Source organism: Bradyrhizobium sp. MI1.11, from assembly GCF_055811255.1.
Genome location: NZ_JBVVPM010000005.1, coordinates 190,806 through 216,986, shown reverse-complemented (window position 1 = coordinate 216,986; position 26,181 = coordinate 190,806). Strand labels below are relative to the sequence as shown.

Genomic DNA, 26,181 nt, shown 5'->3' with positions numbered 1-26,181 from the left:
CCGGTCGCGGCAGAATGGCCTACAGCGCCATCTGGCGGCTGATTTCGCTCGCGTCGAGATTGGAGCGATCGCAGGTGAACTTCACCGCGCCGCGATCCATCACCGCAAAACTGTCGCCGAGTTCGCAGGCAAAGTCGAGATATTGTTCGACCAGCACGATGGCGATGTTGCCGAGATTGCGCAGGTACGAGATGGCGCGGCCGATATCCTTGATGATCGAGGGCTGGATGCCCTCCGTCGGCTCGTCGAGCAGCAGCAGCTTTGGCCGCATCACCAGCGCACGCCCGATCGCGAGCTGTTGCTGCTGGCCGCCGGAGAGATCGCCGCCGCGCCGGCCGAGCATGGATTGCAGCACCGGGAACAGCGAATACACGTCGTCCGGAATGTGCTTGTCCTCGCGCCTGAGCGGGCCGAAGCCGGTCTTGAGATTCTCCTCGACCGTCAGAAGCGGGAATATCTCGCGCCCCTGCGGCACGAAGCCGATGCCCTTGCGCGCACGCTCATAGGGCTTGAGGCCCGTGATATCGCTGCCGTCGAGCACGATCGCGCCCGAGGAGATCGGGTACTGCCCGACCATGGCACGCAAGAGCGAGGTCTTGCCGACGCCATTGCGCCCGAGCACGCAGGTGACCTTGCCGGGCTCGGCCGCGATCGACACGCCGCGCAGCGCCTGCGCCGCGCCGTAGAACAGGTTGATGTCCTTGACCTCAAGCATCGCTCACCGCCCCAGATAGACTTCGATGACCCGCTCGTTGGACGAGACCTGGTCGATGGTGCCTTCGGCGAGCACGGTACCTTCGTGCAGGCAAGTGACCTTGACGCCGAGTTCGCGCACGAACGTCATGTCGTGCTCGACCACCATCACGGTGTGGGTCTTGTTGATTTCCTTGAGCAGCTCGGCGGTGAGATGCGTCTCGACGTCGGTCATGCCAGCGACGGGCTCGTCGACGAGAAGCAGTTTTGGATCCTGGGCGAGCAGCATGCCGATCTCAAGCCACTGCTTCTGGCCGTGGCTGAGGCTGCCGGCGAGACGGTTGCGGGCCTCGGTAAGGCGGATCGTTTCCAGCACCTTGTCGATCTGCTCGGATTCCGCCCGGCTGCCGCGCCAGAACAGCGTAGCCTTGACGCTGTGGTCGACATTGAGCGCGAGCAGCAAATTGTCCTGCACGGTCTGGCTCTCGAACACGGTCGGCTTCTGGAATTTGCGGCCGATGCCGAGCTCGGCGATGCGGGTCTCGTCAAGCCGCGTCAGGTCCGTGACGCCGTCGAACAGCACGGTGCCTTCGTCGGGCTTGGTCTTGCCGGTGATGATGTCCATCATCGTGGTCTTACCGGCGCCGTTCGGGCCGATGATGGCGCGCATCTCGCCGGGCTCGAGCGTCAGCGAGAGGTTGTTAATGGCGTGGAAGCCGTCGAACGAGACGTGCACGCCGTCGAGATACAGCATTGCGGAGGTCGCGCGGGTGTCCATGACGTTCATTGCGCCTCCTCCGCCATTTTGGGTTCGGCGACGCCATCTTCGGCCGCGGCGCTCGCAATGGTCGCGGCGTCGCGCCTTTCCTTCGACGAGTCCCACCAGGCGTTGAAAGTGCCGACGATGCCCTTGGGCAGCAGCAGCGTCACCAGAATGAACATCGCACCCAGCATGAACAGCCAGTACGGCGCGAGCATGCCGGAGGTGAAGAACGTCTTTGCGTAATTGACGACGACGGCACCGAGCGCAGCGCCGACCAGCGTACCGCGGCCGCCGACCGCAACCCAGATCACCGCCTCGATCGAATTGCCGGGCGCGAATTCGCTCGGGTTGATGATGCCGACCTGCGGCACATAGAGCGCGCCGGCGACGCCTGCCATGCAGGCCGACACCGTGAACACGAACAGCTTGTAGGATTCGACGCGGTAGCCGAGGAAGCGCGTGCGCGATTCGGCATCGCGCACCGCGATCAGCACCTTGCCGAGCTTGGACGAGACGATGGCGCGGCAGATCAGGAAGCCGGCGATCAGCGCCAGGCAGCTCAGCGCGAACAGCGCAGCACGGGTGCCTTCTGCCTGCACGTTGAAGCCCAAAATGTCCTTGAAGTCGGTCATGCCGTTGTTGCCGCCGAAGCCGAAATCGTTGCGGAAGAAGGCCAGCAGCAGCGCATAGGTCATCGCCTGGGTGATGATCGACAGATACACGCCCGTGACGCGGGAGCGGAAGGCGAGCCAGCCGAAGCAGAAGGCGAGCAGGCCCGGCACGATCAGCACCATCAGCGCGGCAAACCAGAACATGTCGAAGCCGTACCAGTACCAGGGCAGCTTCGAATAGTTCAGGAACACCATGAAGTCAGGCAGGATCGGGTTGCCGTAGACGCCGCGGCTGCCGATCTGCCGCATCAGGTACATGCCCATCGCGTAGCCACCGAGCGCGAAGAAGGCACCGTGGCCGAGCGAGAGGATGCCGCAATAGCCCCAGATCAGGTCGATCGAGAGCGCCAGGATGGCGTAGCAGACATATTTGCCCCAGAGCGCGACGAGATAGGTCGGCACTTGCAGGAACGAACCTGCGGGCAGCAGCAGGTTGGAGAGCGGGATCAGGATGCCGCAGGCCACGACGACCGCAAGGAAGATCGTCGCGCCGCGGTCCAGCGATCGCGTCAGCATGTGAGGGGTCATGCTTCCACCGCACGGCCCTTGAGCGCGAACAGGCCGCGCGGCCGCTTTTGAATGAACAGGATGATGAGAACGAGGATGGCGATCTTGCCGAGCACGGCGCCGGCGACCGGCTCCAGGAATTTGTTGGCGATGCCGAGCGTGAAGGCGCCGACCAGCGTGCCCCAGAGATTGCCGACGCCTCCGAACACGACGACCATGAAGCTGTCGATGATGTAGCTCTGGCCGAGATTGGGGCTGACATTGTCGATCTGCGACAGCGCCACGCCGGCGATGCCGGCAATGCCCGAGCCGAGGCCGAAGGTCAGCGCATCGACGCGCGAGGTCGCGATGCCCATCGAGGCCGCCATGCGGCGGTTCTGCGTCACCGCGCGCATCTCAAGCCCTAGCGCCGTGTAGCGCAGCATCGCGAGCAGAATGACGAACACCGCGAGCGTGAAGACAAGGATCCAGAGCCGGTTATAGGTAATCGTGATCTGGCCGAGCTCGAACGCGCCGCTCATCCAGGAGGGGTTGCCGACCTCGCGGTTGGTCGGGCCGAACATGGTGCGCACCGCCTGCTGCAGCACCAGCGACAAGCCCCACGTCGCCAGCAGCGTCTCCAGGGGACGGCCATAGAGAAAGCGGATGATGCTGCGCTCGATCACGACGCCGAGCGCGCCCGCCACCAGGAAGGCGAGCGGCACCGCGATCAGCAGCGAATAGTCGAACAGGCCGGGATAGCGGGTGCGGATCACCTCCTGCACCACGAAGGTGGTGTAGGCCCCGATCATCACCATCTCGCCATGGGCCATGTTGATGACGCCCATCACGCCGAACGTGATGGCAAGCCCGATTGCAGCAAGCAGCAGCACCGAACCCAGCGAGAGGCCGTACCAGGCATTCTGCACCATCGACCAGACCGCGAGCGAACTCTGGATCGAGCCGATTGCGCTCGCGGCAGCCTTGGTCACCGAGGCCGGCTGGTCGCCCATGCCGGTAAGCAGCGCCATCGCCTCCTGGTCGCCGCGCGCCTTGATGGTGGCAACGGCTTCGAGCTTCTCGACCTCGGTGGCATCAGGCTTGAACAACAGGATCGCCGCGCGGGCGTCGCCCAGCGCAGCTTTGACGGATCGGTTGGTTTCCTTGGCGAGCGCGCCATCGACGGCTTCGAGCGACGTCTCCTCATGCGACTTGAAGACGGATTGCGCGGCCTGCAGCCGCGCTCCGATGTCCGGTGACTGCAGCGTCAGGCTGCCGATCGCGGCATCGACGCTGCGGCGCAAGCGGTTGTTGAGGCGGACCGCGCTTGCACTGTCGGGCACGCTCGCCACAGCCAGGCCGGTCGCGGCATCGATCGACTTGCCGTCGGTGCCGGTGACGTAAACCTTCTTGCTATCCGGGTCGGCCATGAGTCGGCCGTCCTGAAGCGCGCTGATGATGGGGAAAGCCAGCTTGTTGCCGCTGCCCGCGACCACGCCGATCGCCTCTTCCGTGTCGGAATAATCGTCGTTGGCGAATTTGGCGACCGCATCCTCGAACGGGCCGGCCAAGGCCGGCAGTGCGAACGCGATCAGGAACAACGAGAGCAGGAGCGAACAGAGGCGGGCGGACAAATTGGCTGGCACTGTGAAAGACCCCGGCAGAAAAGGGTGGAGAAGGCGGCGGGATCGCCGCCTTCTCCGATCGTGCAATGGAGCGTCAGATCCGGATCAGGAGCCCGAACCGAGGCACTTGTTGGTCTTGGTGTTGAAGTTGCCGCACTTCTTGCCGACCCAGTCGCCGACCAGGTCCTTGGAGCCATCGAGCTCCTTCGACCAGGCGTCGCCTGCGACAAGACCCGGGGTCTTCCACACCACGTCGAACTGGCCGTTGGCTTTGATTTCGCCAATGAACACCGGCTTGGTGATGTGATGGTTCGGGAGCATCTTGGAGGTGCCGCCGGTCAGGTTCTTGGCTTCGATGCCCGGGAGCGCATCGATCACCTTGTCCGGATCGGTCGACTTCACCTTCTCGACCGCCTTGACCCACATGTCGAAGCCGATCACGTGCGCTTCCATCGGATCGTTGGTCACGCGCTTCGGGTTCTTGGTGTAGGTCTGCCACGCCTTGATGAACTTCTCGTTCTCCGGCGATTTGATCGACTGGAAGTAGTTCCAGGCGGCGAGATGGCCGAGCAGCGGCTTGGTGTCGATGCCGGCGAGTTCTTCCTCACCCACCGAGAACGCGACGACCGGGATGTCCTTCGCCTTGATGCCCTGGTTGCCGAGCTCCTTGTAGAAGGGAACGTTGGCGTCGCCGTTGATGGTCGAGACCACCGCGGTCTTCTTGCCGGCCGAGCCGAACTTCTTGATGTCGGCCACGATCGTCTGCCAGTCGGAATGACCGAACGGCGTGTAGTTGATCATGATGTCTTCCTGGGCGACACCCTTGGACTTCAGATAGGCTTCCAGGATCTTGTTGGTGGTGCGGGGATAGACGTAGTCGGTGCCCGCGAGCACCCAGCGCTTCACCTTCTCGTCCTTCATCAGATAGTCGACGGCGGGGATCGCCTGCTGGTTCGGCGCGGCGCCGGTGTAGAACACGTTGCGCTCGCTCTCCTCGCCCTCGTACTGCACGGGGTAGAACAGGATGCTGTTCAGCTCCTTGAACACCGGGAGCACCGACTTGCGCGACACGGAGGTCCAGCAGCCGAACACCACCGAGACCTTGTCCTTGGTGATCAGCTCGCGCGCCTTCTCGGCGAACAGCGGCCAGTTCGAAGCGGGATCGACGACGACGGCTTCGAGCTTCTTGCCGTTGACGCCGCCCTTCTTGTTCTGCTCGTCGATCAGGAAGAGGATGGTGTCCTTCAGCGTGGTTTCGCTGATGGCCATGGTGCCGGAGAGGGAGTGAAGCACGCCGACCTTGATGGTGTCGTCCGCGGCTTTCGCACCAGAAATGGAAGCCAGACCAAGCATCAGTCCGGCGGTCGCGGCGAGAACGCCACGGCGGCTAAATGGCGCCGCTATATCGTGAGTGGATTTGCTATGCATGAGTGTCTCATCTCCCTGACGCAGACGTGAAAAACGCTGCGAAACGGCCCCAACGGCCGCCTGCGATTAACGGATTCGCAAGAACCGTGCCATGGATTAGACACCAACTAAGCCATTGGCTTTGCTGCTAAAATGGACGGAAAACAAAGCCTCGCCATGACCGCGCCGCCTAAACACTGAGCAAATCGAATGTATGCGAATGTGGCAGACGGGCTATTTTTTGAGCAAATTTGCCACTCTGGCTAAATTTCCGGCACAACTATTTCTGCACCGCGATCGCCATTTGGGGTGAGCCTGCCTTGAAAGCGCCGCCTCAATGTTCCATATGGAGGGCAAGGTCTCTTGCGAATCAGAGACCGTTGCGAGCCGCGTGTTCTTAAGCCCTTACGGGCGTCTGGCTTGCCCCATCCCATCAAGCCATCCGACACCCCAAACACGCAGGTGTCCCTCTCGACACCCTTTTGCGCGCGCCGCGCCGAATGCGCCGGGCGCCCGCTTTTGACATGGAAAGAACCCATCTTTTGACTTCGTTTCAGGATTTCGGCCTCGCCGAACCCATCGCTCGTGCTCTCACCGAAGAGAACTACGTCACCCCCACCCCGATCCAGGCCCAGACGATTCCGACCGCGCTGACCGGCCGCGACGTCGTCGGCATCGCCCAGACCGGAACCGGCAAGACCGCGTCCTTCGCGCTGCCGATCCTGCACCGCCTGCTCGAGAATCGCATCAAGCCGCAGCCGAAGACGACCCGCGTCCTGGTGCTGTCGCCGACGCGCGAGCTGTCCGGCCAGATCCTTGACAGCTTCAACGCCTATGGCCGCCACATCCGTTTGTCCTCGACACTCGCCATCGGCGGCGTGCCGATGGGCCGTCAGGTCCGCTCGCTGATGCAGGGCGTCGAGGTGCTGGTCGCCACCCCCGGCCGTTTGCTCGATCTCGTGCAGAGCAACGGACTGAAGCTTGGAAGCGTCGAATTCCTCGTGCTCGACGAGGCCGACCGCATGCTTGACATGGGCTTCATCAACGACATCCGCAAAATCGTCGCCAAGCTGCCGATCAAGCGGCAGACGCTGTTCTTCTCGGCCACCATGCCGAAGGACATCGCCGAGTTGGCCGACGCCATGCTGCGCGACCCCGCCCGCGTCGCGGTGACCCCGGTCTCCTCGACCGTGGAGCGCATCCAGCAGCGCATCATCCAGGTCGACTTCTCCGCGAAGCCGGCCTTACTGGCCAAGCTGCTGAAGGACGAGCCGGTCAACCGAGCCCTGGTCTTCACGCGCACCAAGCACGGCGCCGACAAGGTCGTAAAGACACTCGAGAAGGCGGGAATCCCCGCCAGCGCCATCCACGGTAACAAGTCGCAGAACCATCGCGAACGGACGCTAGCCCAGTTCCGCACCGGTGAAATCCGCACGCTAGTCGCCACCGATATCGCCGCTCGCGGCATCGACGTCGACGGCATCACCCACGTCATCAATTTCGACCTCCCCAACGTGCCCGAGACTTACGTGCACCGCATCGGCCGCACCGCGCGCGCCGGCGCCGAGGGCACCGCGATCTCGCTGGTCGCGGGCGGCGAGGAACTTGCCTATCTCCGCGACATCGAGCGGTTGATCAAAGTGACGCTGCCGCGCGAAGACCACCGCACCGACGCGGGCCGCCGCGATGCGGGTCCTCCCCCGTCCCAGCAACGTCAGGGCCGGCCCAGCCGCCCAGGCCAGCGTCCGCACGGCGCACGGCATGGCGACGGGCGGCGTGCCGACGAAAGGCATGCTGACGGTCGTCACCACAGTGCCGCCAAGCAGGGCGACGGAAGGCCCGGCGAGGGACGTCATGGCGACGCCAGGCGTGCTGACGCACGGCCCGGCAGTGGCCCGAAGGCTTCGAAGACTCCTCGTCGCGACCACACCGGAGGCAAGGCGCATTCTTCGCCAAACGGCCGTCCGGAACAGCGTTCCGCGCATAGCGCCGGGGCGTCTGATGGGATACAAGGCGTTGCCTTTTTGCGCCGCGAGAGTCGGCCGAACGGCCAACCGAACCGCAAACCCCATTCGCACTAGCCGTCCACGACCTGGAGAAATTCATGGCTAAGGAAGAGCTGATCCAGTTCGAAGGACTGGTCACCGAAATCCTCCCCGACGCGCGCTACCGCGTGCAGCTCGACGCCGGACACGAGATCGTCGCCTACACCGCCGGCAAGATGAAGAAGAACCGCATCAAGACTCTGGCGGGCGACCGCGTGACGGTGGAGATGTCGCCCTATGACCTCGAAAAGGGCCGGCTGATTTTCCGCCACAAGGACGAACGTCCGAGCGGGATGGGCGGACCTCCGCGTCCCGGACAGCGCGGCGGCCAGTTCCGCCGCCGCTAGGGGCTCGGCGCGCGAGCGCGAACCTAAGATTCCGACCTGCATGCTGATCCGCCGTGACCATCACGGCGGATCAAAAAATCGTGCACGTCAGCATTGTTTTGGAGCTCTGTTTCCAATAAAATGAACTAATCGATTTTCGGCCGGACGACATTAGCATCCACCGGTACAGCCGGTTCAGACACGCTGACGACCCTTCCAAAAATTCGATCTAACCTGTCCGCGCAAGCGGGCTCTGACATTGTGTTATCTGAGAAGGGACTACCCCCATGAGCATGGGAACCGTGAAGTGGTTTAACGCGACCAAAGGCTTCGGCTTCATCCAGCCCGACGATGGCGGCCAGGACGTGTTCGTCCACATCAGCGCTGTGGAACGTGCGGGCCTCGGCACGCTGCGCGAAGGTCAGAAGATCTCCTACGAGATCGTGGCCGACCGCCGTTCCGGTAAGTCGGCAGCGGACAACCTTCGTTCCGCCGGTTGAGCCTACCGCTTACGGCCCCGATCGGCTCGAGCGAACAAATCAAAAGAAAAGGCCGGGCGCGATGCCCGGCCTTTTTTCTAGTTTAGGGGGCACGGCGACGGTACACCGTCGTAAGGAACGCAGGTGACCTGGCGCGGCCGCGTGTAGGAGACATCGCTCAGCGTGATGCCCGACTTCAGGACGAATTTGACGGAAGGCGTGTAGAGGTAACTCGCCTCACTGTAAATGAGGTAGGTCTTCGCGATCAAGAGCGTCGGCGGAATCATCGAGGTGACCGTGGTATCAGGCGCCAGAGACGGAGGCGCGTCCGTCACCGTGGCCTGCGTCGCGCCGTTCGCAATGGTGGCGGACTTGCTCCATTTAATCGTGGCGACTTTGCTTGAGTCGATATAGATCTGGGCAACCGTACCGTTCACGAGCGTAGCGTCATACGGCATGATCATCGATATGCTTGCCGTGAACGTGTCCTGCATGGCCGGACCGTTGGTCGCGATCGACTGCGACGTCAAGTCGGACAGCGTCCGTGCAATCATCGTAACTTTGCGATCGATCGCCACGGCCGATGAAAATTCGACGGTACCGAAGAACATCACCAGCATCAGCGGCACGATGACCGCGAATTCGGTCGCCGCGATCGCGCGCCTGTCGGCGACGAAGTCGCGGACGGAACTACTGGCATTTTTCCAGATATTTGCAATCGCCTGCATCGGTGGGCTCGGATCCATCTGTCTCAGAAGGGTTCATTCTTGAAGGCCGCAGTCGCAATCAGCAGCCGCTTGTTGCTGCAGCCCATGTTGAAGCCAAGGCCCGTGACGAAGAGCGGCCACTGATAGAACAGCCGCACCACGACGACCTGGTTGGCGGCCCCGGCACTGTACTGCACGCCAGTTGGATTGAAGCTGCAGGAATCGCCATAGTTGGTGAGGCTTAGCGCTCCGAACGAGCTTGTACTCACGACGTCGACGTAGAGCTTGGTGCAATCAAACAGCGCCGGGATCTGGTTGCAGACGTAAGCCTTGAACGTCGTTTGCGAGCAGGGTGTGCTCACGCCGGACACCGCGCAGGCTGTTAGCGTGCCGGTTTGCGCCTGCCCGGTCAGCAACACGCGTGCAGAATTCTGCGCGGCACTCTCGAGCACCTGGCTCGCCAAGAACATCAGCGCCGACTCGATGATGGCGAACAGCAATGCGAAAAACATCGGCGCGACGAGCGCGAACTCGACGGCTGCGGAGCCGCGGCGGCTGCCGCGAAACCGGCGCAACGTGGCGAGGAGTGTGAATCTCGTAGGTGCAGGCGAAGGCATCAAATTCCCCAGCAGCAGCAGCAATCATCTGCCATGTTCAATAGCGGAAACTGATTGTTTAAGTGTTTCAGGCGATCCGCACCCGGCGGCCCGGGCCGTTAAGGACGGGTTAACCGCAAACGACCCAGGGCACGGAGACGAGGGCATGGGGCGGGGCATGGAGACGAGGACGCGGAGAGAGAAACTCGCGCGCGTGCGTCGGGCGAGGACGATCCTTGCCCCGGCAAACCTGCCAATCAAACTCGCTGGTTGGTCTTACTTGGTTAGTCTTGCTCAGTTCGTCTTGGTCAGTTCGTCTTGGCGCCCGCACCGGCATTGCCGCTGGCCGTGCTGCTCAACGAACCGGCCTGACTCATCGTGTTGTTGAAGTAGGTGTCGCTGTCGCCGAGCGTCACGCGACGCTGGCAAATCGGCATGCAGCTGTAGGACTCGCGGTCGATCCCGCGATAGACGGTGACGAGCCGATCGCTCGGACCTTCGACCTGGATCTGGCGATCGACCAGGATCTCGCCGCCCCGATCGAGCGCGATGAAATTGGTGGCGCCATAGCCCTTTCCGGTCACGACGATCATGCCACCGGGCTGGAGCGTGACGTCGGCGATCATGGGATTGCCGACCACGATGGTCGCCACCTTGCCGGGCAACCGCACCAGCTTGGCCTGGTCGACATTCACGGCAATGGCATCTGCGGTCGGCTCGGCAATGACGACAGCCGGCGATGCTAGCACCGCGGCCGCAACCAGAAGACAGACGCGCGCACGACGGCGCAGCAATTGTTTACGCATACTCTTACCCCCGGGACGTCACAAACCGGCAGAAGCAATCACATAACAGCCGAGCCGGTGCCCGACCCGGCTAACCTGCCCTCAATTCGTGAACGTTCCGCAAATTCGCCGACTATTGTTTGAACGGACTGGCGTTTCGCGGCCCTCGAGAACCTAGCGGCGGAACGGATAGGCAAGCTGCCCTCCGATTTCCTTCGGCATGGTGGCTTCATCCTTGCCGTAATCCTGCGGCAGTTGCCCCTCGGGCATGCGGAAAGTGCCGAACAGCACATCCCAGATCGGGAACGTGCCGGCAAAATTGGTGTCGCCGCCCTCTGCTAGCGAGGTGTGGTGCCAGCGGTGGAACACCGGCGTCGCCAGCACATATTTGAACGGCCCGAAGGTCCAGTTCAGGTTGGCGTGCACGAAGGCCGAATGGAAGGTCGTGAACGGGGCGAGCCAGACCATGGCGTTCGGCGAAATGCCGGCCATCAGCAGCACGACGTCGACCGCGATCGTACCAAGCACGAGATTGACTGGATGGAAGCGGGCCGCAGAAATCCAGCTGATCTCCTCCGAAGAGTGATGGATCGCGTGGTACTTCCAGAACCCCCCGCCGTGGAACAGCCGGTGCAGCCAGTACAGCATGAAATCGGACAGCACCAGGAACAGCATGGCCTGGACCCAGAGCGGCAATAGCGCCAGCGGGCCGTGGCCATTGTCGTAGAAGGCGATGAGCTCGTCGGCATCATGGATGTTGAAGACGAAGCTCGCACCGACGATCAGAAGGCCGATCCGCATGACGCGTGCGAACACCGGAACGACAAACCAGTAGCAGATGTCCGTGACGATCTCCCGCTTGCGCCACCAGGGTGCGCCGGGATTGCAGGCCCAGACATGCTCGAGCACGGTGAAGACCACCGCGAGCGCGAAGGTCGTGGGGATCACCTTCGCGATGGTCTCGCCGAGCATCAGGGCGATTTCCATGGGCAGGCTCGACATCGTCGCCTCTCTTGCGAATTGCTGGTCCTACCTACGCGTACTCCCCTAAATTTAAGGGACGGTGAAGCCGGTGCCGCGCTTGCTGCGCATTCGGAACTGGAACGAATTGCAGATGGCGGCCTTAAGGCGAAATTCACTCTGGCCAGCGGCAAGCGCGTTTGCCCGATCTAATTAACTCTCCCGAAAGAGCTCGGATCTCATGGTCATTGCGTCAAGCACAACGCCGAACGAGGCGATCCCACCCCAGATGGAGTTTTGTTCATGAAGAACCTCATTGCGCGTTTCGCGAAAGATGAATCCGGCGCCACCGCCATCGAATACGGTCTGATCGCCGCCGGCATCGCGCTGGCCATCATCACCGTCGTCAACAATCTCGGCACCACGCTCAACGCCAAGTTCACCTCGATCAGCAGCTCGCTGAAGTAAGCGATCGACGAACGACGGCAAAAGCCCCGGGCCTCCGGGGCTTTGTGTTTCAGACGGCGAGTTCCAGTGGCGTTGAGCAAGTACAGAACCGATGCCGCGGTCGCGGCAAATGCGGCGGAGGCCACGCAGACCGGCTCGCCGGTCTACTGGGTCTGCCTTGCCCTGCTGCTTGCGACCGTCGCGCTCGCCGCACGCATCGCCTCCCTTTGGTGAGCACGCCTTCGGCTGGTTCCACCCCTCGAGCCGCTGCCGCCGTTTTCGGTTTGTTTAGCACTGCCGGCTAGAATCCGGCGACGCCAGCTCCGCGGCGAACCCAGGCCTCAAGACGCAGCCCATGATCCTCGACCTTGCGCGCCTTCTGCTCTTCCCGGCCCTGATGGCGTTTGCCGCCGCAAGCGACCTCTTCACGATGACGATCTCCAACCGCGTATCGCTGGCGCTGGTCGCCGGCTTTTTCGCGCTCGCTCTCGCCGGTGGCATGGCACCTTACGAGATGCTGAGCCATGTCGGCTCAGGCACGCTTGTCCTGGTCGTGGCCTTCACCTGTTTTGCGATGGGTTGGGTCGGCGGCGGCGATGCCAAGGTCGCGGCCTCCGTCGCACTTTGGTTCGGTTTCGCACAGCTGATGAACTTCCTGCTCTACGCCTCGCTGTTCGGCGGGGCGCTGACGCTGCTCCTGCTCCAGTTCCGGCAGTGGCCGCTGCCTTACGGGCTCGCCGGCCAAGCCTGGCTCGCGCGGCTGCACGCCAAGGAGAGCGGCATTCCCTATGGCATCGCGCTCGCACTGAGCGCGCTGATGGTCTACCCGGAGACCGAATGGGTGAAGGCGATCGATCTCGCTCACCTCGCATTGCGCTGAACGCATCGGGTAAACCCGGCGTTAAGGCGATTTAGATACGCCTCATTAACCATGCTTTGACGAATAGCTGGTCAACTGCCGATTACGGCGGCGTCAGCGTCGCGGCGTTTGGTGGAAAGTGAAGCGTATGAATAGGGCACGCATTGTCGTCCTGACGGTCGCCATCTGCGCCGGCGGTGTCGCCGCGTATCTGGCGAGCGGCTCGGACAATTCTGCGCCGCCTCCGGCTCCGGTCGCGCAGCTTCCCACCGTCGACGTCCTAGTCGCCAAGAACGACATCGGCCTCGGCCAGACCGTCAAGCCGGAAGACGTGCAATGGCAGACCTGGCCGTCCGCGACCGCCAGCGCCACCTTCATTCGCCGCAACGAGCGCCCCGAGGGCGTAACCCAGGTCACCGGCTCGATCGCACGATCCCCCTTCATCCAGGGTGAGCCGATCCGCGACCAGAAGCTGGTCAAGGCGGAAGGCTCCGGCTTCATGGCAGCAATCCTGCCCACCGGCATGCGGGCGATCTCGACCGAGATCTCGCCGGAAACCGGCGCAGGCGGCTTCATCCTCCCCAACGACCGCGTCGACGTGCTTCTGACGCGCCGTCTCAAGAACCCGGACCAGAGCAGCGGCGCTCCCGATGTGGTCACGTCCGAGATCATCCTGGCCAATATCCGCGTCCTGGCCATCGACCAGGCGCCGAAGGAGAAGGACGGGCAGAACGCGGTGGTCGGCAAGACCGTCACCCTCGAGCTCAATCCTGCGCAGACTGCGACGCTCTCCTCGGCACGCCAGAGCGGCACGCTGTCGCTGGCGTTGCGCAGCATCGTCGACGTCAAGCTGAGCGAGATCACGCTCGATGATTCCGCGCAGAAGCGCGATGGCGTCTCGATCATTCGGTACGGTATCCCAAGCTCGACGGCGAAGGCACGATGAGGACTGTCGACATGAAATGCAGGGCGAATTTGGCGACGATGCGAACCTCTGTGGTCCGCGCCCTGTCGTTTTCGGCCGCCGTCGCGCTCGCGCTCAACCCGGTGCTGACCCCTGTGGTCGCCGCCGATTATCGCCCTGTGGCGCAGGCTGCGGCCGACGGTCAGATGAACGCGCGATTCCTCTCGCTCGGCATCGGCAAGTCGATCGTGATCGACCTTCCGCGTGACATCAAGGACGTGCTCGTCGCCGATCCCAAGATCGCCAATGCGGTCGTCCGCTCGGCGCAGCGCGCCTACATCATCGGCGCCTCGATCGGCCAGACCAACATCGTGTTCTTCGATTCAGCCGGCCAGCAGATTGCGGCCTATGACATCGCGGTCAAGCGCGACCTCAACGGCGTGCGGGCCGCGCTGAAACAGGTCCTGCCGAATTCAGACATCCAGATCGACGGCCTAGGCGACGGCATCATCCTGACCGGTTCGGCCGCGAATCCAGCCGAAGCCCAGCAGGCCAACGACCTCGCTGCGCGCCTCGCCGGCGGTCCCGAGAAGGTCGTGAACTCGATCGTGGTCCGCGGCCGCGACCAGGTCATGCTCAAGGTGACAGTCGCCGAAGTGCAGCGCAGCATCATCAAGCAGCTCGGAATCGACCTCACCGCCAACCTCAGCTACGGCACCTCGGTCGTCACCTTCAGCAACTCCAATCCGTTCACGGCTCTCGGCCATAACCTCGTCGACAGTAACAACCTGACCACCAAATTCGGCGGGGCGCCGTCGGTGCAGGCCACCCTGCGAGCGATGGAAACCGCGGGCGTGATCCGGACGCTGGCCGAACCGAACCTGACCGCGATCTCCGGTGAATCGGCAACATTCATCGCCGGCGGTGAATTCCCGGTGCCCGCCGGCTACGCGTGCGACCCCACCACGCACGTTTGTACCACCCAAATCAGCTTCAAGAAGTTCGGCATCTCGCTCAACTTCACCCCCGTCGTTCTCACCGAGGGCAAGATCAGCCTGCGGGTGATGACCGAGGTCTCTGAGCTCTCGAACGAGAACGCGATCACGCTGTCCCAAGCCGTGACCTCGACCTCGGTCAACTCGCTTACGGTGCCCTCGATCAAGACCCGCCGCGCAGAAACCTCGCTGGAAATTCCCTCCGGCGGCGCGATGGCGATGGCCGGCCTGATCCAGCAGCAGACCAAGCAGGCGGTCAGCGGACTGCCGGGTCTGATGCAGCTCCCGGTCCTCGGCACGCTGTTCCGCAGCCGCGACTTCGTCAACAACGCGACCGAGCTGGTCGTGATCGTGACGCCCTATATCGTTCGCGCAGTTGCGCAAAAGGATCTGTCGCGGCCGGATGATGGCTTCTCCGCGCCTGCGGATCCGCAGGCCGAACTGCTCGGCAACATCAACCGCATCTACGGCGTGCCCGGCCGGAGCGAACCGGCCAAGAACTACCGTGGCACCTACGGCTTCATCACCGACTGAGGCGGAACGGGGACTTCATGAAGATCACTAGACCACCCCAGATTCGCAGGCGCGCCATCCACCTCGGCGGCGCGCTCGTCGGCATGGCGCTCGCCCTTGGCGGTTGCCAGCACGACGAAGCGGTCACGGCCTCCATTCCCGACGACTACAAGCAGCGCCATCCGATCGCCATCGAGGAGCAGAATCGCTCCATCGTCGTCTTCGTCGGCCATGCCCGCGGCGGCTTGACCGCGGCCCAGCGCGCCGACGTGATGGGCGTCGCTTCGGCCTGGATGCACGAAGGCACCGGCGCGATCCGGATCGACGTGCCGTCCGGCACGCCCAACGCGCGTCCGGTCGCGGACACCATGCGTGAAATCCAGGCGATCCTGTCGGCGGCGGGCGTTCCGCCGCGCGGCGTCAGCGCCCGCTCTTACCAACCGGAGGACAAGCGCTTCCTGCCGCCGATCCGGCTCACCTATTCCAAGATCGCGGCGGTCGCGGGCCCCTGCGGCCTGTGGCCGGAAGACATCGGCCCTTCGATGAAGAACAAGAGCTGGTTCGAGAACAAGGACTATTACAATTACGGCTGCGCCTATCAGCGCAACCTCGCGGCGATGGTCGACAATCCGTCGGATCTCGAGCAGCCGCGGCCCGAAACGCCGTCCTACACGCCGCGGCGGACCGCCGCGTTCGAGAAGTATCGCAAGGGAATGCCGACGGCGGTCGCCTATCCCGAGGCCGACAAGGCCAAACTCAGCGACACCGGCAGATGATCAGCTACGCTCGCCAGCCCCAAGAAGAACAGTCCGAGGCATCGCTCCCGCCGGTCGAGGAGCATATTGCGCCGGCGCCCCGCGTTTCCGTCCAGGCTTTCTGCGAGACCGTGGAAACGGCGGCCGCCGTGCAGTCGGCCGGCGAAGATCGCCGTCTCGGCAAGGCCCATCTGAAGATCCAGATGGGCGGTATGGCGGCTGCGGTGGAAGCCTACCGCTCGGCACCCACGCCGAACGTGATCGTGCTCGAAAGCGACGGCCGCAACGACCTCCTGGGCGGGCTCGACCATCTCGCGACCGTCTGCGACGCCGGCACCCGCGTGGTCGTGATCGGCCGCATCAACGACGTCACGCTCTACCGCGAGCTGGTGCGCCGCGGCGTCAGCGACTACGTGCTCGCGCCGGTCGGCGCGATCGACGTCGTGCGCTCGATCTGCAACCTGTTCTCGGCGCCGGAAGCCAAGGCCGTCGGCCGCATCATCGCCGTGGTTGGCGCCAAGGGCGGCGTCGGCGCGTCAACTATCTCCCACAATGTTGCCTGGGCGATCGCCCGCGATCTCGCGATGGACGCGGTCGTCGCCGACCTCGACCTCGCCTTCGGCACGGCCGGGCTCGACTATAACCAGGATCCGCCGCAGGGCATTGCCGACGCCGTGTTCTCGCCCGATCGCGTCGACACCGCCTTCATCGACCGCCTGCTGTCGAAATGCACCGACCACCTCAGCCTGCTGGCGGCGCCGGCGACGCTCGATCGGGTCTATGATTTCGGCGCCGACGCTTTCGATGCCGTGTTCGACACGCTGCGCTCCACCATGCCCTGCATCGTGCTCGACGTTCCGCACCAATGGTCGGGCTGGACCAAACGCGCCCTGATCGGGGCGGACGACATCCTGATCGTGGCGGCGCCCGACCTCGCCAATTTGCGCAACGCCAAAAACATGTTCGATCTCCTGAAAGCCGCGCGCCCCAACGACCGGCCGCCGCTCTACTGCCTGAACCAGGTCGGCGTGCCGAAACGGCCCGAAATCGCCGCGGCGGAGTTCGCCAAGGCGATCGAGAGCCAGCCCGTCGTCTCGATCCCGTTCGAGCCGCAGATCTTCGGCTCGGCGGCCAATAACGGCCAGATGATCGCGGAAATCTCGGCCAACCATAAGTCGATCGAGATGTTCCTTCAGATCGCCCAGCGCCTGACCGGCCGCAGCGAAACGAAGAAGCAAAAATCGTCCCTGCTTTCACCCCTGATTGACAAGTTGCGGGGAAAATAGGTCGCCGCATGGAGTTTTTAAGTGTTCGGTAAGCGTAGCGGAACAGACGCCGACGCCCGGGCCCCGAAGCCCGGTGCCGTGTCGCCAGAGCCTGCCCAGGCTCCGGCGCCCGCCGTGTCGCGCTTGCCGCAGCCGACAGTCTCGTCGCCGCCGCTTGCCCCGGCGAAGCCTGCGCCGACCATGGAAGCCCGCCGCTCGGACAATTATTACGAGGTCAAGGCGACCATCTTCGGCGCGCTGATCGAAGCCATCGACCTCGCCCAGCTCGCCAAGCTCGATTCGGAGTCCGCGCGCGAGGAAATCCGGGACATCGTCAACGAGATCATCGCGATCAAGAACATCGTGATGTCGATCGCCGAGCAGGAAGAGCTGCTCGACGACATCTGCAACGACGTCCTCGGCTACGGTCCGCTGGAGCCGCTGTTGTCGCGCGACGACATCGCCGACATCATGGTCAACGGCGCCGACACCGTCTACATCGAGGTCGCCGGCAAGATCCAACGCACCGGTATCCGCTTCCGCGACAATCAGCAGCTCCTCAACATCTGCCAGCGTATCGTCAGCCAGGTCGGCCGGCGCGTCGACGAATCCTCGCCGATCTGCGACGCGCGCCTGGCCGACGGCTCCCGCGTCAACGCCATCGTGCCCCCGCTGTCGATCGACGGCCCCACGCTGACCATCCGCAAGTTCAAGAAGGACAAGCTGACGCTCGATCAGCTCGTCAAGTTCGGCGCAATCTCGCCGGAAGGCGCGGAAATCCTCCAGATCATCGGCCGCGTCCGCTGCAACGTGCTGATCTCCGGCGGTACCGGCTCGGGCAAGACCACGTTGCTCAACTGCCTGACCAACTACATCGAGCACGACGAGCGCGTCATCACCTGCGAAGACGCCGCCGAACTCCAGCTCCAGCAGCCGCACGTAGTGCGACTGGAAACCCGCCCGCCCAACATCGAGGGCGAAGGCCAGGTCACCATGCGCGAACTGGTGCGCAACTGCTTGCGTATGCGTCCCGAGCGCATCATCGTCGGCGAAGTCCGCGGACCCGAGGCGTTCGACCTGCTCCAGGCCATGAACACCGGCCATGACGGCTCGATGGGCACGCTGCACGCCAACAATCCGCGCGAGGCGCTATCGCGCTGCGAATCCATGATCACGATGGGCGGCTTCTCCCTGCCTTCACGCACCATCCGCGAGATGATCTGCGCCTCGATCGACGTCATCGTCCAGGCAGCGCGGCTGCGCGACGGTTCGCGCCGCATTACCCACATCACCGAAGTGATGGGCATGGAAGGCGACACCATCATCACCCAGGACGTCTTCCTCTACGACATGGTCGGCGAGGACGCCAACGGCAAGATCATCGGCCGGCACCGGTCGACCGGAATCGGCCGCCCGAAATTCTGGGAACGCGCCCGCTATTACGGCGAAGAGAAGCGCCTTGCCGCGGCGCTCGACGCCGCGGAAGTGGCGCCGCCGACGTGAGCAGGTCAGCACAGCCATGAACATGCAAGTCCTTGCCCTCGCCTTCCTTGCCACCGCGACCGTCGGCGGCCTGGCCTGGGTCTTCCTTTATCCGATGCTGTCCGGGGAACGGAAGGCCGAGAGCCGCCGCGCCTCGATCTCGCGCGCCGAGGCGCCCACGGCCCGCGCCGAGAAGACGCAGCGCTCGCGCCGCGAGCAGGTCGAAACCTCGCTCAAGGATCTCGAGGCGCGGCGCCAGCAGGAGAAGAGCGTATCGCTCAGTGTACGCCTGTCGCAGGCCGGCCTCGACTGGACGCCGCAGAAATTCTGGGTCGCATCCGCCGTCGTGGCGGGCGTGCTGTTCGCAGTCGCCTTGTTCATCGGCGGCGGCCTGCTCGGTGCCGCCGGCTTCGCTTTTGCCGGCGGGCTCGGTCTGCCCCGCTGGGCGCTCGGCTTCCTGAAGAAGCGCCGTGAAAACAAGTTCCTGGCCGCCTTGCCCGATGCCGTCGACGTGATCGTCCGCGGCATCAAGGCGGGCCTGCCGCTGTTCGAATCGATCAAGGTGGTCGCCGCCGACGCGCCAGAGCCGCTACGCTCCGAGTTTCTGTCCATCATCGAGACGCAGGCGATCGGCATGCCGCTCGGCGAGGCCTGCACGCGACTCTACGATCGCATGCCGCTGCCCGAGGCCAATTTCTTCGGCATCGTCATCTCGATCCAGCAGAAATCGGGCGGCAACCTCTCCGAAGCGCTCGGCAACCTCTCCAAGGTGCTACGCGACCGCAAGAAGATGAAAGAGAAGATCCAGGCGATGTCGATGGAAGCCAAGGCCTCGGCCGGCATCATCGGCTCGCTGCCGCCGATCGTGATGTTTCTCGTCTACCTCACGACGCCGGGATACATCTCGATGCTTTGGACTCATCCCACCGGCCAGCTCATGCTGGTCGGCTGCGTCGTCTGGATGTCGATCGGCATCATGGTGATGAAGAAGATGATCAATTTCGACTTCTGATGGTGCCTTATGGTAGAGTTCCTCGTTGCGAAACTTCACGACGTTCACTTCATGACGATGCTGCTGGCGGCCATCGCCGCCAGCGCCACCGTCTATACGCTGGTGATGCCGCTGTTCGCCGGCGAGGGCCTTTCCAAGCGCATGAAGGCGGTTGCGAACGAACGTGAGCGCATCCGGCAGCGCGAGCGCGAGCGCCTCCACAAGAGTGAAAAAGTCTCGCTGCGACAGACGCCGAAGCAGCTCGTCTCGAAGGTCGTCGATGACTTCAACCTGACCAAATGGCTCGCGCAGGAAGCTGCGCGGGACAAGCTCATCATGGCGGGCTATCGAGGCCAGGCGCCCTACATCACCTTCCTGTTCGCCCGCCTGGTTGCCCCGATCGTGCTATTCGTCGGTTCGGTCATCTACGTGTTCCTGATCGCGCACATGCAGCAGTCGTTGCCGATCAAGATCGGCATCTGCGTCGGTGCGGCCTATCTCGGACTTCAGGCGCCAATGCTGTTCCTCAGGAACGCGATCTCCAAGCGCCAGCTCTCGATCAAGCGCGCCTTTCCCGATGCGCTCGACCTGCTCCTGATCTGCATCGAATCCGGCATGTCGGTCGAGATGGCGTTCCGGAAGGTCGCGGTCGAAATCGTGAGCCAGTCGATCGCGCTGTCCGAGGAGTTCACCCTGACCACGGCCGAGCTATCCTATTTGCAGGATCGCAAGGTCGCCTACGAGAACCTCGCGCGGCGCACCGGGCTCGAGGGCGTCAAGTCGGTATGTCTCGCGCTCCAGCAGGCCGAGCGTTACGGCACCCCGCTCGGTCAATCCTTGCGGGTGATGGCGCAGGAAAATCGCGACATGCGCATGAACGAAGCCGAGAAAAAGGCCGCAGCACTGCCGCCGAAGCTGACGGTACCGATGATCCTGTTCTTCCTGCCGGTGCTGTTCGTCGTCATCCTCGGGCCGACGGGGATCAAGGTCACCGAGATGCAATGACGTTAGACGCGGACCGCGCACGGTCCGCGGGCGCCTTCAAGATTGGAAGATCAAGACTCGAAGATCACGTCTGATCAGTCGGGCTGGCCGAGCGAGGCGACCGGAATCCGCTTCGGCGCACCACGCCGGACGTCGTTGCGGGTCAGCATTTCCTTGAGATAGGCGACGTTGGCCACAGCCTGGTCCGGCGGCAGGTCCGCTTTCACGATGGTCTCGGCTTCGGCGAAGCGGCCCTGGAGACCGACGACCAGACCGAGATTCTGCCGCACCCGCGCGTTTGCGCGCGGCGAGGCATAGGCTTGCCGCAGGGCGTCTTCGGCCTTCGGCAGGTCTCTCGACAACATATAGGACAGGCCGAGATTGGAGAGCACACCGGGATCGCCAGGCGCGATCTTGAGCGCGCTCGCATAATAGGAGCGCGCTTCCTCGTGACGGCCCATCTGATCGAGCGCCGTCCCCTGTACCGAGAGCAGGCGCCAATCCGGGTTATCGGGCGAATGCGCCTTCGACAACACGTCGAAGGCTTGCTGGAAATTGCCGTTGTCGGAGAGCGCGCGGCCGTATTGGGCCATCAGCGCCTTGTTGCCGGGATTGGCGATGGTCGCCTGCTCGAGCACGGCGGCGGCCTGGGCGTGCTGGCCGCTGGCGCGCAAGGCCTGACCGTAGGCGAGCGCCGCATCGGCGTCTTTGGGATTGGCACGATAGCGCTCGCCATAGACTTCGGCAGCACGCGCGGGATCGGTGGGAGCGGCTTCCGCTCGCGGCCCGACCGAGCCCGTGACGTCGGAGAGTTTCGACATCGCCGTGCAGCCGCCGAGGCCCATGGCCACCGCCGCGACCAGCGAGGTGGACGCGAAAAGCCGGGCAAGACTGAGCCGTCCAAGACTGAACCGTTCAAGACCGAACCGTTGACGCATGACGCTTTGACTCTCGAGCCGATTGATCGAGCCGAACGCGCCAGCAATAGACTGTTAACCCTAACGGCCGGTTAATTCCCCGGACCCGCGTCCCTCACTGCGGCGCCGGCGGCGGGACCTTGCCGCCGAGACCCGGATCGAGACCGAGCGCCTTTGCCTGCTCGTTCAGGTCTCGCAGCAATTGCAATCGTTGCCGCGTCTCGATCTCGAGATCGATACCCGGGCGCGCCACCCTCGGCAATTCGCGCCGAAGGTCGTCACGATTGACCAGACGCCTCGCGCGGAGCTCGTCGAGCTGAAAATCGTCGATGCCGAGCACATTTGCAGATTGTTCGATCAACCGACGCAGCAGCGATGTCACCGTGGCCGCGGCGTCGACCTCATGCTTGCGTGCGGATCTCGATAACTTGCTTTCGAGATCTGCCCAGACGTGGGAGGTGACGAGATAGACGTGGAGCAAATCGGCCCAATCCGCCTCGCCATCGGCATAGAAGGCGCGGCGCAGCAGGAGCCGGCGGGCGAATGCCGCGACCTGATCCCGTTTCAGCGTCGTGCATGCGTCGATCTCGATGCCCGACTGGACGGCCGGATCTCGGGAAAAATCCCGCCCGGCCGGCAGCCCGACGACGCCGTGCGGCAGGTTGGAATCGAGGAGCCTGAAGACACCATCCTTGCGCGGACGTGAGTAGCGGGCGATCGCGAAGCGATACTCGGTGCGGCCGCCATGGGACATCGGATGGGACATCGGGCCGAAATGGATGACGTTGAAGCCGGCGTCGTCACCGGCCTGCCCGGTCGATGACGGACAGGACAAGACGTAGATCGTGCGCCAGAATGCTTCATCGCTCTCGCTCGACATGGCGCGCGGATCGGGAATCGAATAGCGCGTCAACCCTTCGACATGCCGGTGTCCGTGCAGAACCAGATCGACGTTGAGCGATGTCGCCGCTTCGAGGAAGGTCGCGGGCGCGGCGAGATACATCAGCGGTTCGTCGGGCACGCCGAGAAACCGCTTTCCTTCTCCGGTCGCCTGCGGCAGTGGATGATGGTGCAGCGCCAGCACGCGCACGAGGTTTTCCACCGGCTCGGCATAATCGGCGCGGCCGCCCGAGCCGAGGCTGCCCGCGAGCTCGACGCTCAGCCGCGCGGAATCCGAAACCATGGCGTGATAGGCGCTCTGGTCGACGTTGCCGCTCGCGAGCGTCGTGAGGCTCGCGCGGTTGGAATCCAGCAGCACCAGATCGAGGCCGGCCTGACGGTAGTAGACGCTCTTCGAGGTCCGCGGCAAATGCAGGTAATCATAGACGTCGTAGCGGCCTGCACGCTGGCTCGAGCGCTTGACGTCGTGATTGCCGGCGATTGCCTGGATGTCGGTGAACAGCCCGGTCTGTCGGAAGGACGCGATGACTGCGAGCGCTTCGTCGAGCGCAGGCGGCGTCGGGTCGTCCACGATATCGCCGGTGATCAGCAGGATGCGATCGGGAATGTCCGCGAAGTCCGCCATCCTCTCGCGAATTGCGGCATTGAGCGTCTCGATCGTCGCAAGCAGTCGACCAGACCCGTCCAGATGCAGGTCGGAAATCTGTACGATGACGAACGATCTATCCATTTTGCGTCGCTCATTTGCGAATGTCGCGCCGCGCAAACGATGAGAGAAATGCCTTCGACGATCAGATTCAGGCCGGTTTCAACCCAGGCCGTGATGAGCCAGGTAGCAATGACTTTCGCCACGTGCAGAACCCGCACGACACAATCTAAAATATTGGCCAATAATGCCACAACCGCAGCGCTAGTAAAGCCCCGCGGCCGCTCGCGCGAACCGCGGATCTTGGCATGAGATACGGGGCCCGCCCGATGATGGTTTCGCACACTTGATCAATATTCGATGGCGAGCCGCTTGCGGATTTCGTCAATGCGCTTGTCCAGTGCATCGAACCGCGCGTGAACGGAGCGGTCGTGGAGATAGAAGGCGTAACCGCCGGCAAGGAACGCGAATATCCAATGATGATGCTCGACATAGCCAAAAATCGCCTCGACCGCCTGGCCGATGAATGTGACCACGCTCCACACAAATTCCATTGCATTTCCTCCCGGCCGGCTTTGTCGTCGGCCGCCGGAGATCTCCGCACCCGACGGCCGTTGCCGGAACCTAGCATGGCCCCCTTGCTGCGAGTAGCGGATCGCTGAACGGTGGCAGCAAAGCTGATTGCGGCGGCGGCAAAACTCTGCGAAATCTCGTCCGTTCGTATGACCCGCTCGATCTGGATCCGGACCCGCCAATGCCTTCTGTCTTCGAGACGTCGCCTACCGCCATCCCGATCACCTTCGTCACCAAGTCGAGCTGGGATCAGGTCGCCGAGGGGCTACCGGCGGCGCAACGCCAGTTCGCCATTGCGAGCGCCTTTACCGCAAAGCCGGGCGGCTATCTCGCGCTGCCCGCGCTCGATGGCGCGATCGCGCAAGTGCTGTTCGGGCTCGAGGACGAAGGTGCAAGATCGCGCGACCTGTTCCGACCGGGCGCCCTGCCCGGCCTGCTGCCGCCGGGCATCTATCGCTTCGCCAATGCACCGCACGATGCACGGCTCGCCGCACTCGCCTTCGCGCTCGGCAGCTACCGCTTCGCCCGGTACCGCAAGGCGGATCGCCCCGAGGTCCGCCTCGTGCCGCCCGACGGCGTCGACGCGACCGAGATCAACCGCATGGCGAACGCCGCAACACTGGCGCGCGACCTCATCAACACGCCGGCCAATGACATGGGGCCGGAGGAGCTGGCCGCGGCCGCGCAGGATCTCGCCGCCGAATTCGGTGCAAGCTTTGCCTGCACCATCGGTGACGACTTGAAGACGAATTTTCCGCTGATCCACGCCGTCGGCATGGCATCTAGCCGCGCGCCGCGGCTGATCGACATCGGCTGGGGCGACCCGGCCCATCCCAAGGTGACGCTGGTCGGCAAGGGCGTCTGCTTCGACACCGGCGGGCTCGACTTGAAGCCGTCGAGCGGCATGCTGATCATGAAGAAGGACATGGGCGGCGCCGCCAACGTGCTGGCGCTGGCGCGCATGGTGATGGATGCGAAGCTGAAGGTGCGACTGCGCGTGCTGATTCCGGCCGTGGAGAACGCGGTCGCGGGCAATGCCTTCCGCCCGCTCGATATCTTCACCTCGCGCAAGCGCATCACGGTCGAGATCGGAAATACGGACGCGGAGGGACGGCTGGTGCTCGCCGACGCGCTGGCGCTGGCGGACGAGGAAAAGCCGGACCTGCTGATCGATCTCGGCACGTTGACGGGAGCGGCACGCGTCGCGCTGGGGCCGGATTTGCCGCCCTTTTACACCAATGATGAGGCGCTGGCCGCCGACGTCGCACGATGCGCGGCGAGGGAGAACGATCCGTTGTGGCGCATGCCACTGTGGCCGCCTTACGATGCGTGGCTGGACTCCAAGACGGCCACCATCACCAACGCACCGTCAGGCGGCTTTGCCGGCTCGATCATCTGCGCGCTGTTCCTGCAACGCTTCGTCGAACAGGCCAAGAGCTGGCTGCATGTCGACATCTACGGCTGGACGCCGTCGGCGAAGCCCGCACGCCCCGAGGGCGGCGAGTGCCAGGCCGCGCGCGCGATCTACACATTGCTGAGCGAGCGCTATGCGTGATCCGGGACGAGATCCAAGGCTGACACCCGCGCGCGGCGACCTCGCCGCGAAGTATCTCGAAGGCACGGTGCAGGCGGATCGCTTCGTCACGGGCGAGGAATTCGAGATGATCGAGGCGATCGCGCCCGTGCGCGAGCAGCCGTCGCCGAACGCGATGCTGATGACGCAAGCGTTGCGCGGCGAGCGCGTCACGGTCTACGACCGCAACAGCGAAGGCTGGGCATGGGGTCAGCTTTCCGGTGACGGCTATGTCGGCTGGCTGCCGGACGCAGCGCTCATGAAGCCTGCGGCCGCGCCGACCCACATAGTCAGGGCTTTACGAACCTTTGCCTTCCCCGGCCCCTCGATCAAGCTGCCGCCGGCGGACACGCTGGTGATGGGATCGAAGATCGCGGTTGCACGCGAGGACGGCAGCTTCGCCGTGACGGGCGACCGACAATATCTGCCCAAGGCCCATCTCGCCCCGCTTGGCCATCGCGAGCCGGATTTCGTCGCAGTCGCCGAGCGTTTCGTCGGCACGCCCTATCTCTGGGGTGGCAAGAGCAGCCTCGGCGTCGATTGCTCCGGCCTCGTCCAGATCTCGCTGACATCAGCGGGCATCGGCTGCCCGCGCGACAGCGACATGCAGCAGGCCGGCCTCGGCCGCGCGCTGGAGCCGCATGAGCGGAGCAGCTTGCTGCGCGGCGATCTCATTTTCTGGAAGGGTCATGTCGCCATCGTCCGCGACGCCGACACTATGGTCCACGCCAATGCGCATCACATGGCAACGGCGATCGAGCCGATCGAGCCGGCCATCGCAAGGATCAAGCAAGCCGGCAGCGAGGTCACCGCGATCAAGCGGCTCTGACGGAC

General features: G+C 63.8%; 27 protein-coding genes. 15 read left to right on the top strand and 12 right to left on the bottom strand.

Annotation, left to right across the window (positions count from 1 at the left end; translation table 11 throughout):
* Positions 1-19: 19 nt before the first annotated feature.
* The 5 genes from urtE to urtA form a co-directional block, all read right to left on the bottom strand.
* Positions 20-715 carry an urea ABC transporter ATP-binding subunit UrtE gene (gene urtE, locus AC0L30_RS07660; RefSeq protein WP_007605420.1) on the bottom strand — a complete coding sequence of 232 codons (696 nt, stop codon included), beginning with the start codon at positions 713-715 and terminating at the stop codon, positions 20-22.
* Positions 716-718: 3 nt separating this feature from the next.
* Complete coding sequence (gene urtD / locus AC0L30_RS07655; protein WP_007599801.1) at positions 719-1,480, bottom strand: urea ABC transporter ATP-binding protein UrtD; 762 nt, start codon at positions 1,478-1,480, stop codon at positions 719-721.
* Positions 1,477-2,655 (bottom strand): urea ABC transporter permease subunit UrtC, encoded by a 1,179-nt coding sequence (gene urtC / locus AC0L30_RS07650; RefSeq protein WP_007599799.1) that lies wholly within the window; start codon positions 2,653-2,655, stop codon positions 1,477-1,479. Before urtC ends, urtD begins: the two co-directional genes overlap by 4 nt.
* Positions 2,652-4,259, bottom strand: a complete 1,608-nt coding sequence (gene urtB, locus AC0L30_RS07645; protein WP_007599798.1) for an urea ABC transporter permease subunit UrtB — start codon at positions 4,257-4,259, stop codon at positions 2,652-2,654. The genes urtC and urtB overlap by 4 nt, the downstream gene beginning before the upstream one ends.
* 84 nt (positions 4,260-4,343) lie before the next feature.
* Positions 4,344-5,666: an urea ABC transporter substrate-binding protein gene (gene urtA / locus AC0L30_RS07640; RefSeq protein WP_007599797.1), complete on the bottom strand. Its 1,323-nt coding sequence runs from the start codon at positions 5,664-5,666 to the stop codon at positions 4,344-4,346.
* Positions 5,667-6,145: 479 nt separating this feature from the next.
* On the opposite strand from urtA, the gene AC0L30_RS07635 reads away from it, so the two are divergent.
* The 3 genes from AC0L30_RS07635 to AC0L30_RS07625 all read left to right on the top strand — a co-directional run bounded on the left by AC0L30_RS07635 (position 6,146) and on the right by AC0L30_RS07625 (position 8,516).
* Positions 6,146-7,726 carry a DEAD/DEAH box helicase gene (locus tag AC0L30_RS07635; protein ID WP_051058446.1) on the top strand — a complete coding sequence of 527 codons (1,581 nt, stop codon included), beginning with the start codon at positions 6,146-6,148 and terminating at the stop codon, positions 7,724-7,726.
* A gap of 23 nt (positions 7,727-7,749) precedes the next feature.
* Positions 7,750-8,037 (top strand): translation initiation factor IF-1, encoded by a 288-nt coding sequence (infA, locus tag AC0L30_RS07630; RefSeq protein ID WP_007599789.1) that lies wholly within the window; start codon positions 7,750-7,752, stop codon positions 8,035-8,037.
* Between the two features lie 266 nt (positions 8,038-8,303).
* A complete protein-coding gene (locus AC0L30_RS07625; RefSeq protein WP_007599788.1) occupies positions 8,304-8,516 on the top strand; it encodes a cold-shock protein in 213 nt (70 codons plus the stop codon).
* 77 nt (positions 8,517-8,593) lie between these two features.
* Here AC0L30_RS07625 and AC0L30_RS07620 read toward each other — a convergent pair whose 3' ends face one another.
* The 4 genes from AC0L30_RS07620 to AC0L30_RS07605 form a co-directional block, all read right to left on the bottom strand.
* Entirely contained in the window at positions 8,594-9,223 is a 630-nt protein-coding gene (locus tag AC0L30_RS07620) for a TadE/TadG family type IV pilus assembly protein (protein WP_007599787.1), read from the bottom strand.
* 23 nt (positions 9,224-9,246) lie between these two features.
* Positions 9,247-9,819, bottom strand: a complete 573-nt coding sequence (locus AC0L30_RS07615; RefSeq protein ID WP_007599786.1) for a TadE/TadG family type IV pilus assembly protein — start codon at positions 9,817-9,819, stop codon at positions 9,247-9,249.
* Positions 9,820-10,106: 287 nt separating this feature from the next.
* Positions 10,107-10,604: a pilus assembly protein N-terminal domain-containing protein gene (locus AC0L30_RS07610; protein WP_007599785.1), complete on the bottom strand. Its 498-nt coding sequence runs from the start codon at positions 10,602-10,604 to the stop codon at positions 10,107-10,109.
* Between the two features lie 153 nt (positions 10,605-10,757).
* Positions 10,758-11,585: a sterol desaturase family protein gene (locus tag AC0L30_RS07605; protein ID WP_219682903.1), complete on the bottom strand. Its 828-nt coding sequence runs from the start codon at positions 11,583-11,585 to the stop codon at positions 10,758-10,760.
* Between the two features lie 261 nt (positions 11,586-11,846).
* On the opposite strand from AC0L30_RS07605, the gene AC0L30_RS07600 reads away from it, so the two are divergent.
* The 10 genes from AC0L30_RS07600 to AC0L30_RS07555 all read left to right on the top strand — a co-directional run bounded on the left by AC0L30_RS07600 (position 11,847) and on the right by AC0L30_RS07555 (position 20,759).
* Positions 11,847-12,011: a Flp family type IVb pilin gene (locus AC0L30_RS07600; RefSeq protein ID WP_007599783.1), complete on the top strand. Its 165-nt coding sequence runs from the start codon at positions 11,847-11,849 to the stop codon at positions 12,009-12,011.
* 72 nt (positions 12,012-12,083) lie between these two features.
* Positions 12,084-12,224, top strand: coding sequence for a hypothetical protein (locus AC0L30_RS07595; protein ID WP_198288341.1), 141 nt, complete (start codon positions 12,084-12,086; stop codon positions 12,222-12,224).
* Positions 12,225-12,345: 121 nt separating this feature from the next.
* Positions 12,346-12,870 carry an A24 family peptidase gene (locus AC0L30_RS07590; RefSeq protein ID WP_007599781.1) on the top strand — a complete coding sequence of 175 codons (525 nt, stop codon included), beginning with the start codon at positions 12,346-12,348 and terminating at the stop codon, positions 12,868-12,870.
* A 127-nt stretch (positions 12,871-12,997) separates the two neighbouring features.
* Positions 12,998-13,795: a Flp pilus assembly protein CpaB gene (gene cpaB / locus AC0L30_RS07585; protein ID WP_219682905.1), complete on the top strand. Its 798-nt coding sequence runs from the start codon at positions 12,998-13,000 to the stop codon at positions 13,793-13,795.
* Between the two features lie 11 nt (positions 13,796-13,806).
* Positions 13,807-15,282, top strand: coding sequence for a type II and III secretion system protein family protein (locus AC0L30_RS07580; RefSeq protein WP_007599778.1), 1,476 nt, complete (start codon positions 13,807-13,809; stop codon positions 15,280-15,282).
* A gap of 17 nt (positions 15,283-15,299) precedes the next feature.
* Entirely contained in the window at positions 15,300-16,037 is a 738-nt protein-coding gene (locus tag AC0L30_RS07575; protein WP_007599776.1) for a CpaD family pilus assembly protein, read from the top strand.
* The gene (locus AC0L30_RS07570) at positions 16,034-17,302 is read left to right on the top strand and encodes a CpaE/TadZ family protein (RefSeq protein WP_007599774.1); all 1,269 of its coding nucleotides are present in this window, start codon (positions 16,034-16,036) and stop codon (positions 17,300-17,302) included. Before AC0L30_RS07575 ends, AC0L30_RS07570 begins: the two co-directional genes overlap by 4 nt.
* A 21-nt stretch (positions 17,303-17,323) precedes the next feature.
* A complete protein-coding gene (locus tag AC0L30_RS07565; RefSeq protein WP_354159461.1) occupies positions 17,324-18,784 on the top strand; it encodes a CpaF family protein in 1,461 nt (486 codons plus the stop codon).
* Between the two features lie 16 nt (positions 18,785-18,800).
* Positions 18,801-19,775 (top strand): type II secretion system F family protein, encoded by a 975-nt coding sequence (locus AC0L30_RS07560; RefSeq protein ID WP_473404101.1) that lies wholly within the window; start codon positions 18,801-18,803, stop codon positions 19,773-19,775.
* A 9-nt stretch (positions 19,776-19,784) separates the two neighbouring features.
* Positions 19,785-20,759, top strand: a complete 975-nt coding sequence (locus tag AC0L30_RS07555; RefSeq protein WP_007599767.1) for a type II secretion system F family protein — start codon at positions 19,785-19,787, stop codon at positions 20,757-20,759.
* 74 nt (positions 20,760-20,833) lie between these two features.
* Here the strand turns inward: AC0L30_RS07555 and AC0L30_RS07550 are convergent, their stop codons facing one another.
* The 3 genes from AC0L30_RS07550 to AC0L30_RS07540 form a co-directional block, all read right to left on the bottom strand.
* Positions 20,834-21,676, bottom strand: a complete 843-nt coding sequence (locus AC0L30_RS07550) for a tetratricopeptide repeat protein (protein WP_354200433.1) — start codon at positions 21,674-21,676, stop codon at positions 20,834-20,836.
* Positions 21,677-21,770: 94 nt separating this feature from the next.
* Positions 21,771-23,285: a metallophosphoesterase family protein gene (locus AC0L30_RS07545; RefSeq protein WP_007599764.1), complete on the bottom strand. Its 1,515-nt coding sequence runs from the start codon at positions 23,283-23,285 to the stop codon at positions 21,771-21,773.
* A gap of 266 nt (positions 23,286-23,551) precedes the next feature.
* Positions 23,552-23,755: a hypothetical protein gene (locus AC0L30_RS07540; RefSeq protein WP_007599763.1), complete on the bottom strand. Its 204-nt coding sequence runs from the start codon at positions 23,753-23,755 to the stop codon at positions 23,552-23,554.
* Positions 23,756-23,955: 200 nt separating this feature from the next.
* Between AC0L30_RS07540 and AC0L30_RS07535 the strand changes: the two genes are divergently transcribed.
* A complete protein-coding gene (locus AC0L30_RS07535; RefSeq protein WP_354200434.1) occupies positions 23,956-25,329 on the top strand; it encodes a leucyl aminopeptidase family protein in 1,374 nt (457 codons plus the stop codon).
* Positions 25,322-26,176, top strand: a complete 855-nt coding sequence (locus tag AC0L30_RS07530) for a C40 family peptidase (protein ID WP_354200435.1) — start codon at positions 25,322-25,324, stop codon at positions 26,174-26,176. Before AC0L30_RS07535 ends, AC0L30_RS07530 begins: the two co-directional genes overlap by 8 nt.
* The last annotated feature ends 5 nt before the right edge of the window (positions 26,177-26,181 follow it).

Bases quoted from the DNA above. Each gene is read 5' to 3' on its own strand.
- AC0L30_RS07575 (WP_007599776.1), top strand. From the start codon at position 15,300: ATGAAGATCACTAGACCACCCCAGATTCGCAGGCGCGCCATCCACCTC.
- urtD (WP_007599801.1), bottom strand. From the start codon at position 1,480: ATGAACGTCATGGACACCCGCGCGACCTCCGCAATGCTGTATCTCGAC.
- AC0L30_RS07555 (WP_007599767.1), top strand. From the start codon at position 19,785: ATGGTAGAGTTCCTCGTTGCGAAACTTCACGACGTTCACTTCATGACG.
- urtC (WP_007599799.1), bottom strand. From the start codon at position 2,655: ATGACCCCTCACATGCTGACGCGATCGCTGGACCGCGGCGCGACGATC.
- AC0L30_RS07545 (WP_007599764.1), bottom strand. From the start codon at position 23,285: ATGGATAGATCGTTCGTCATCGTACAGATTTCCGACCTGCATCTGGAC.
- AC0L30_RS07600 (WP_007599783.1), top strand. From the start codon at position 11,847: ATGAAGAACCTCATTGCGCGTTTCGCGAAAGATGAATCCGGCGCCACC.
- AC0L30_RS07615 (WP_007599786.1), bottom strand. From the start codon at position 9,819: ATGCCTTCGCCTGCACCTACGAGATTCACACTCCTCGCCACGTTGCGC.
- cpaB (WP_219682905.1), top strand. From the start codon at position 12,998: ATGAATAGGGCACGCATTGTCGTCCTGACGGTCGCCATCTGCGCCGGC.
- AC0L30_RS07625 (WP_007599788.1), top strand. From the start codon at position 8,304: ATGAGCATGGGAACCGTGAAGTGGTTTAACGCGACCAAAGGCTTCGGC.
- urtE (WP_007605420.1), bottom strand. From the start codon at position 715: ATGCTTGAGGTCAAGGACATCAACCTGTTCTACGGCGCGGCGCAGGCG.
- AC0L30_RS07570 (WP_007599774.1), top strand. From the start codon at position 16,034: ATGATCAGCTACGCTCGCCAGCCCCAAGAAGAACAGTCCGAGGCATCG.
- AC0L30_RS07580 (WP_007599778.1), top strand. From the start codon at position 13,807: ATGAAATGCAGGGCGAATTTGGCGACGATGCGAACCTCTGTGGTCCGC.
- AC0L30_RS07550 (WP_354200433.1), bottom strand. From the start codon at position 21,676: ATGCGTCAACGGTTCGGTCTTGAACGGTTCAGTCTTGGACGGCTCAGT.
- AC0L30_RS07535 (WP_354200434.1), top strand. From the start codon at position 23,956: ATGCCTTCTGTCTTCGAGACGTCGCCTACCGCCATCCCGATCACCTTC.
- AC0L30_RS07560 (WP_473404101.1), top strand. From the start codon at position 18,801: ATGAACATGCAAGTCCTTGCCCTCGCCTTCCTTGCCACCGCGACCGTC.
- AC0L30_RS07540 (WP_007599763.1), bottom strand. From the start codon at position 23,755: ATGGAATTTGTGTGGAGCGTGGTCACATTCATCGGCCAGGCGGTCGAG.
- AC0L30_RS07635 (WP_051058446.1), top strand. From the start codon at position 6,146: ATGCGCCGGGCGCCCGCTTTTGACATGGAAAGAACCCATCTTTTGACT.
- AC0L30_RS07590 (WP_007599781.1), top strand. From the start codon at position 12,346: ATGATCCTCGACCTTGCGCGCCTTCTGCTCTTCCCGGCCCTGATGGCG.
- AC0L30_RS07530 (WP_354200435.1), top strand. From the start codon at position 25,322: ATGCGTGATCCGGGACGAGATCCAAGGCTGACACCCGCGCGCGGCGAC.
- AC0L30_RS07605 (WP_219682903.1), bottom strand. From the start codon at position 11,585: ATGTCGAGCCTGCCCATGGAAATCGCCCTGATGCTCGGCGAGACCATC.
- AC0L30_RS07610 (WP_007599785.1), bottom strand. From the start codon at position 10,604: ATGCGTAAACAATTGCTGCGCCGTCGTGCGCGCGTCTGTCTTCTGGTT.
- infA (WP_007599789.1), top strand. From the start codon at position 7,750: ATGGCTAAGGAAGAGCTGATCCAGTTCGAAGGACTGGTCACCGAAATC.
- AC0L30_RS07620 (WP_007599787.1), bottom strand. From the start codon at position 9,223: ATGCAGGCGATTGCAAATATCTGGAAAAATGCCAGTAGTTCCGTCCGC.
- urtA (WP_007599797.1), bottom strand. From the start codon at position 5,666: ATGCATAGCAAATCCACTCACGATATAGCGGCGCCATTTAGCCGCCGT.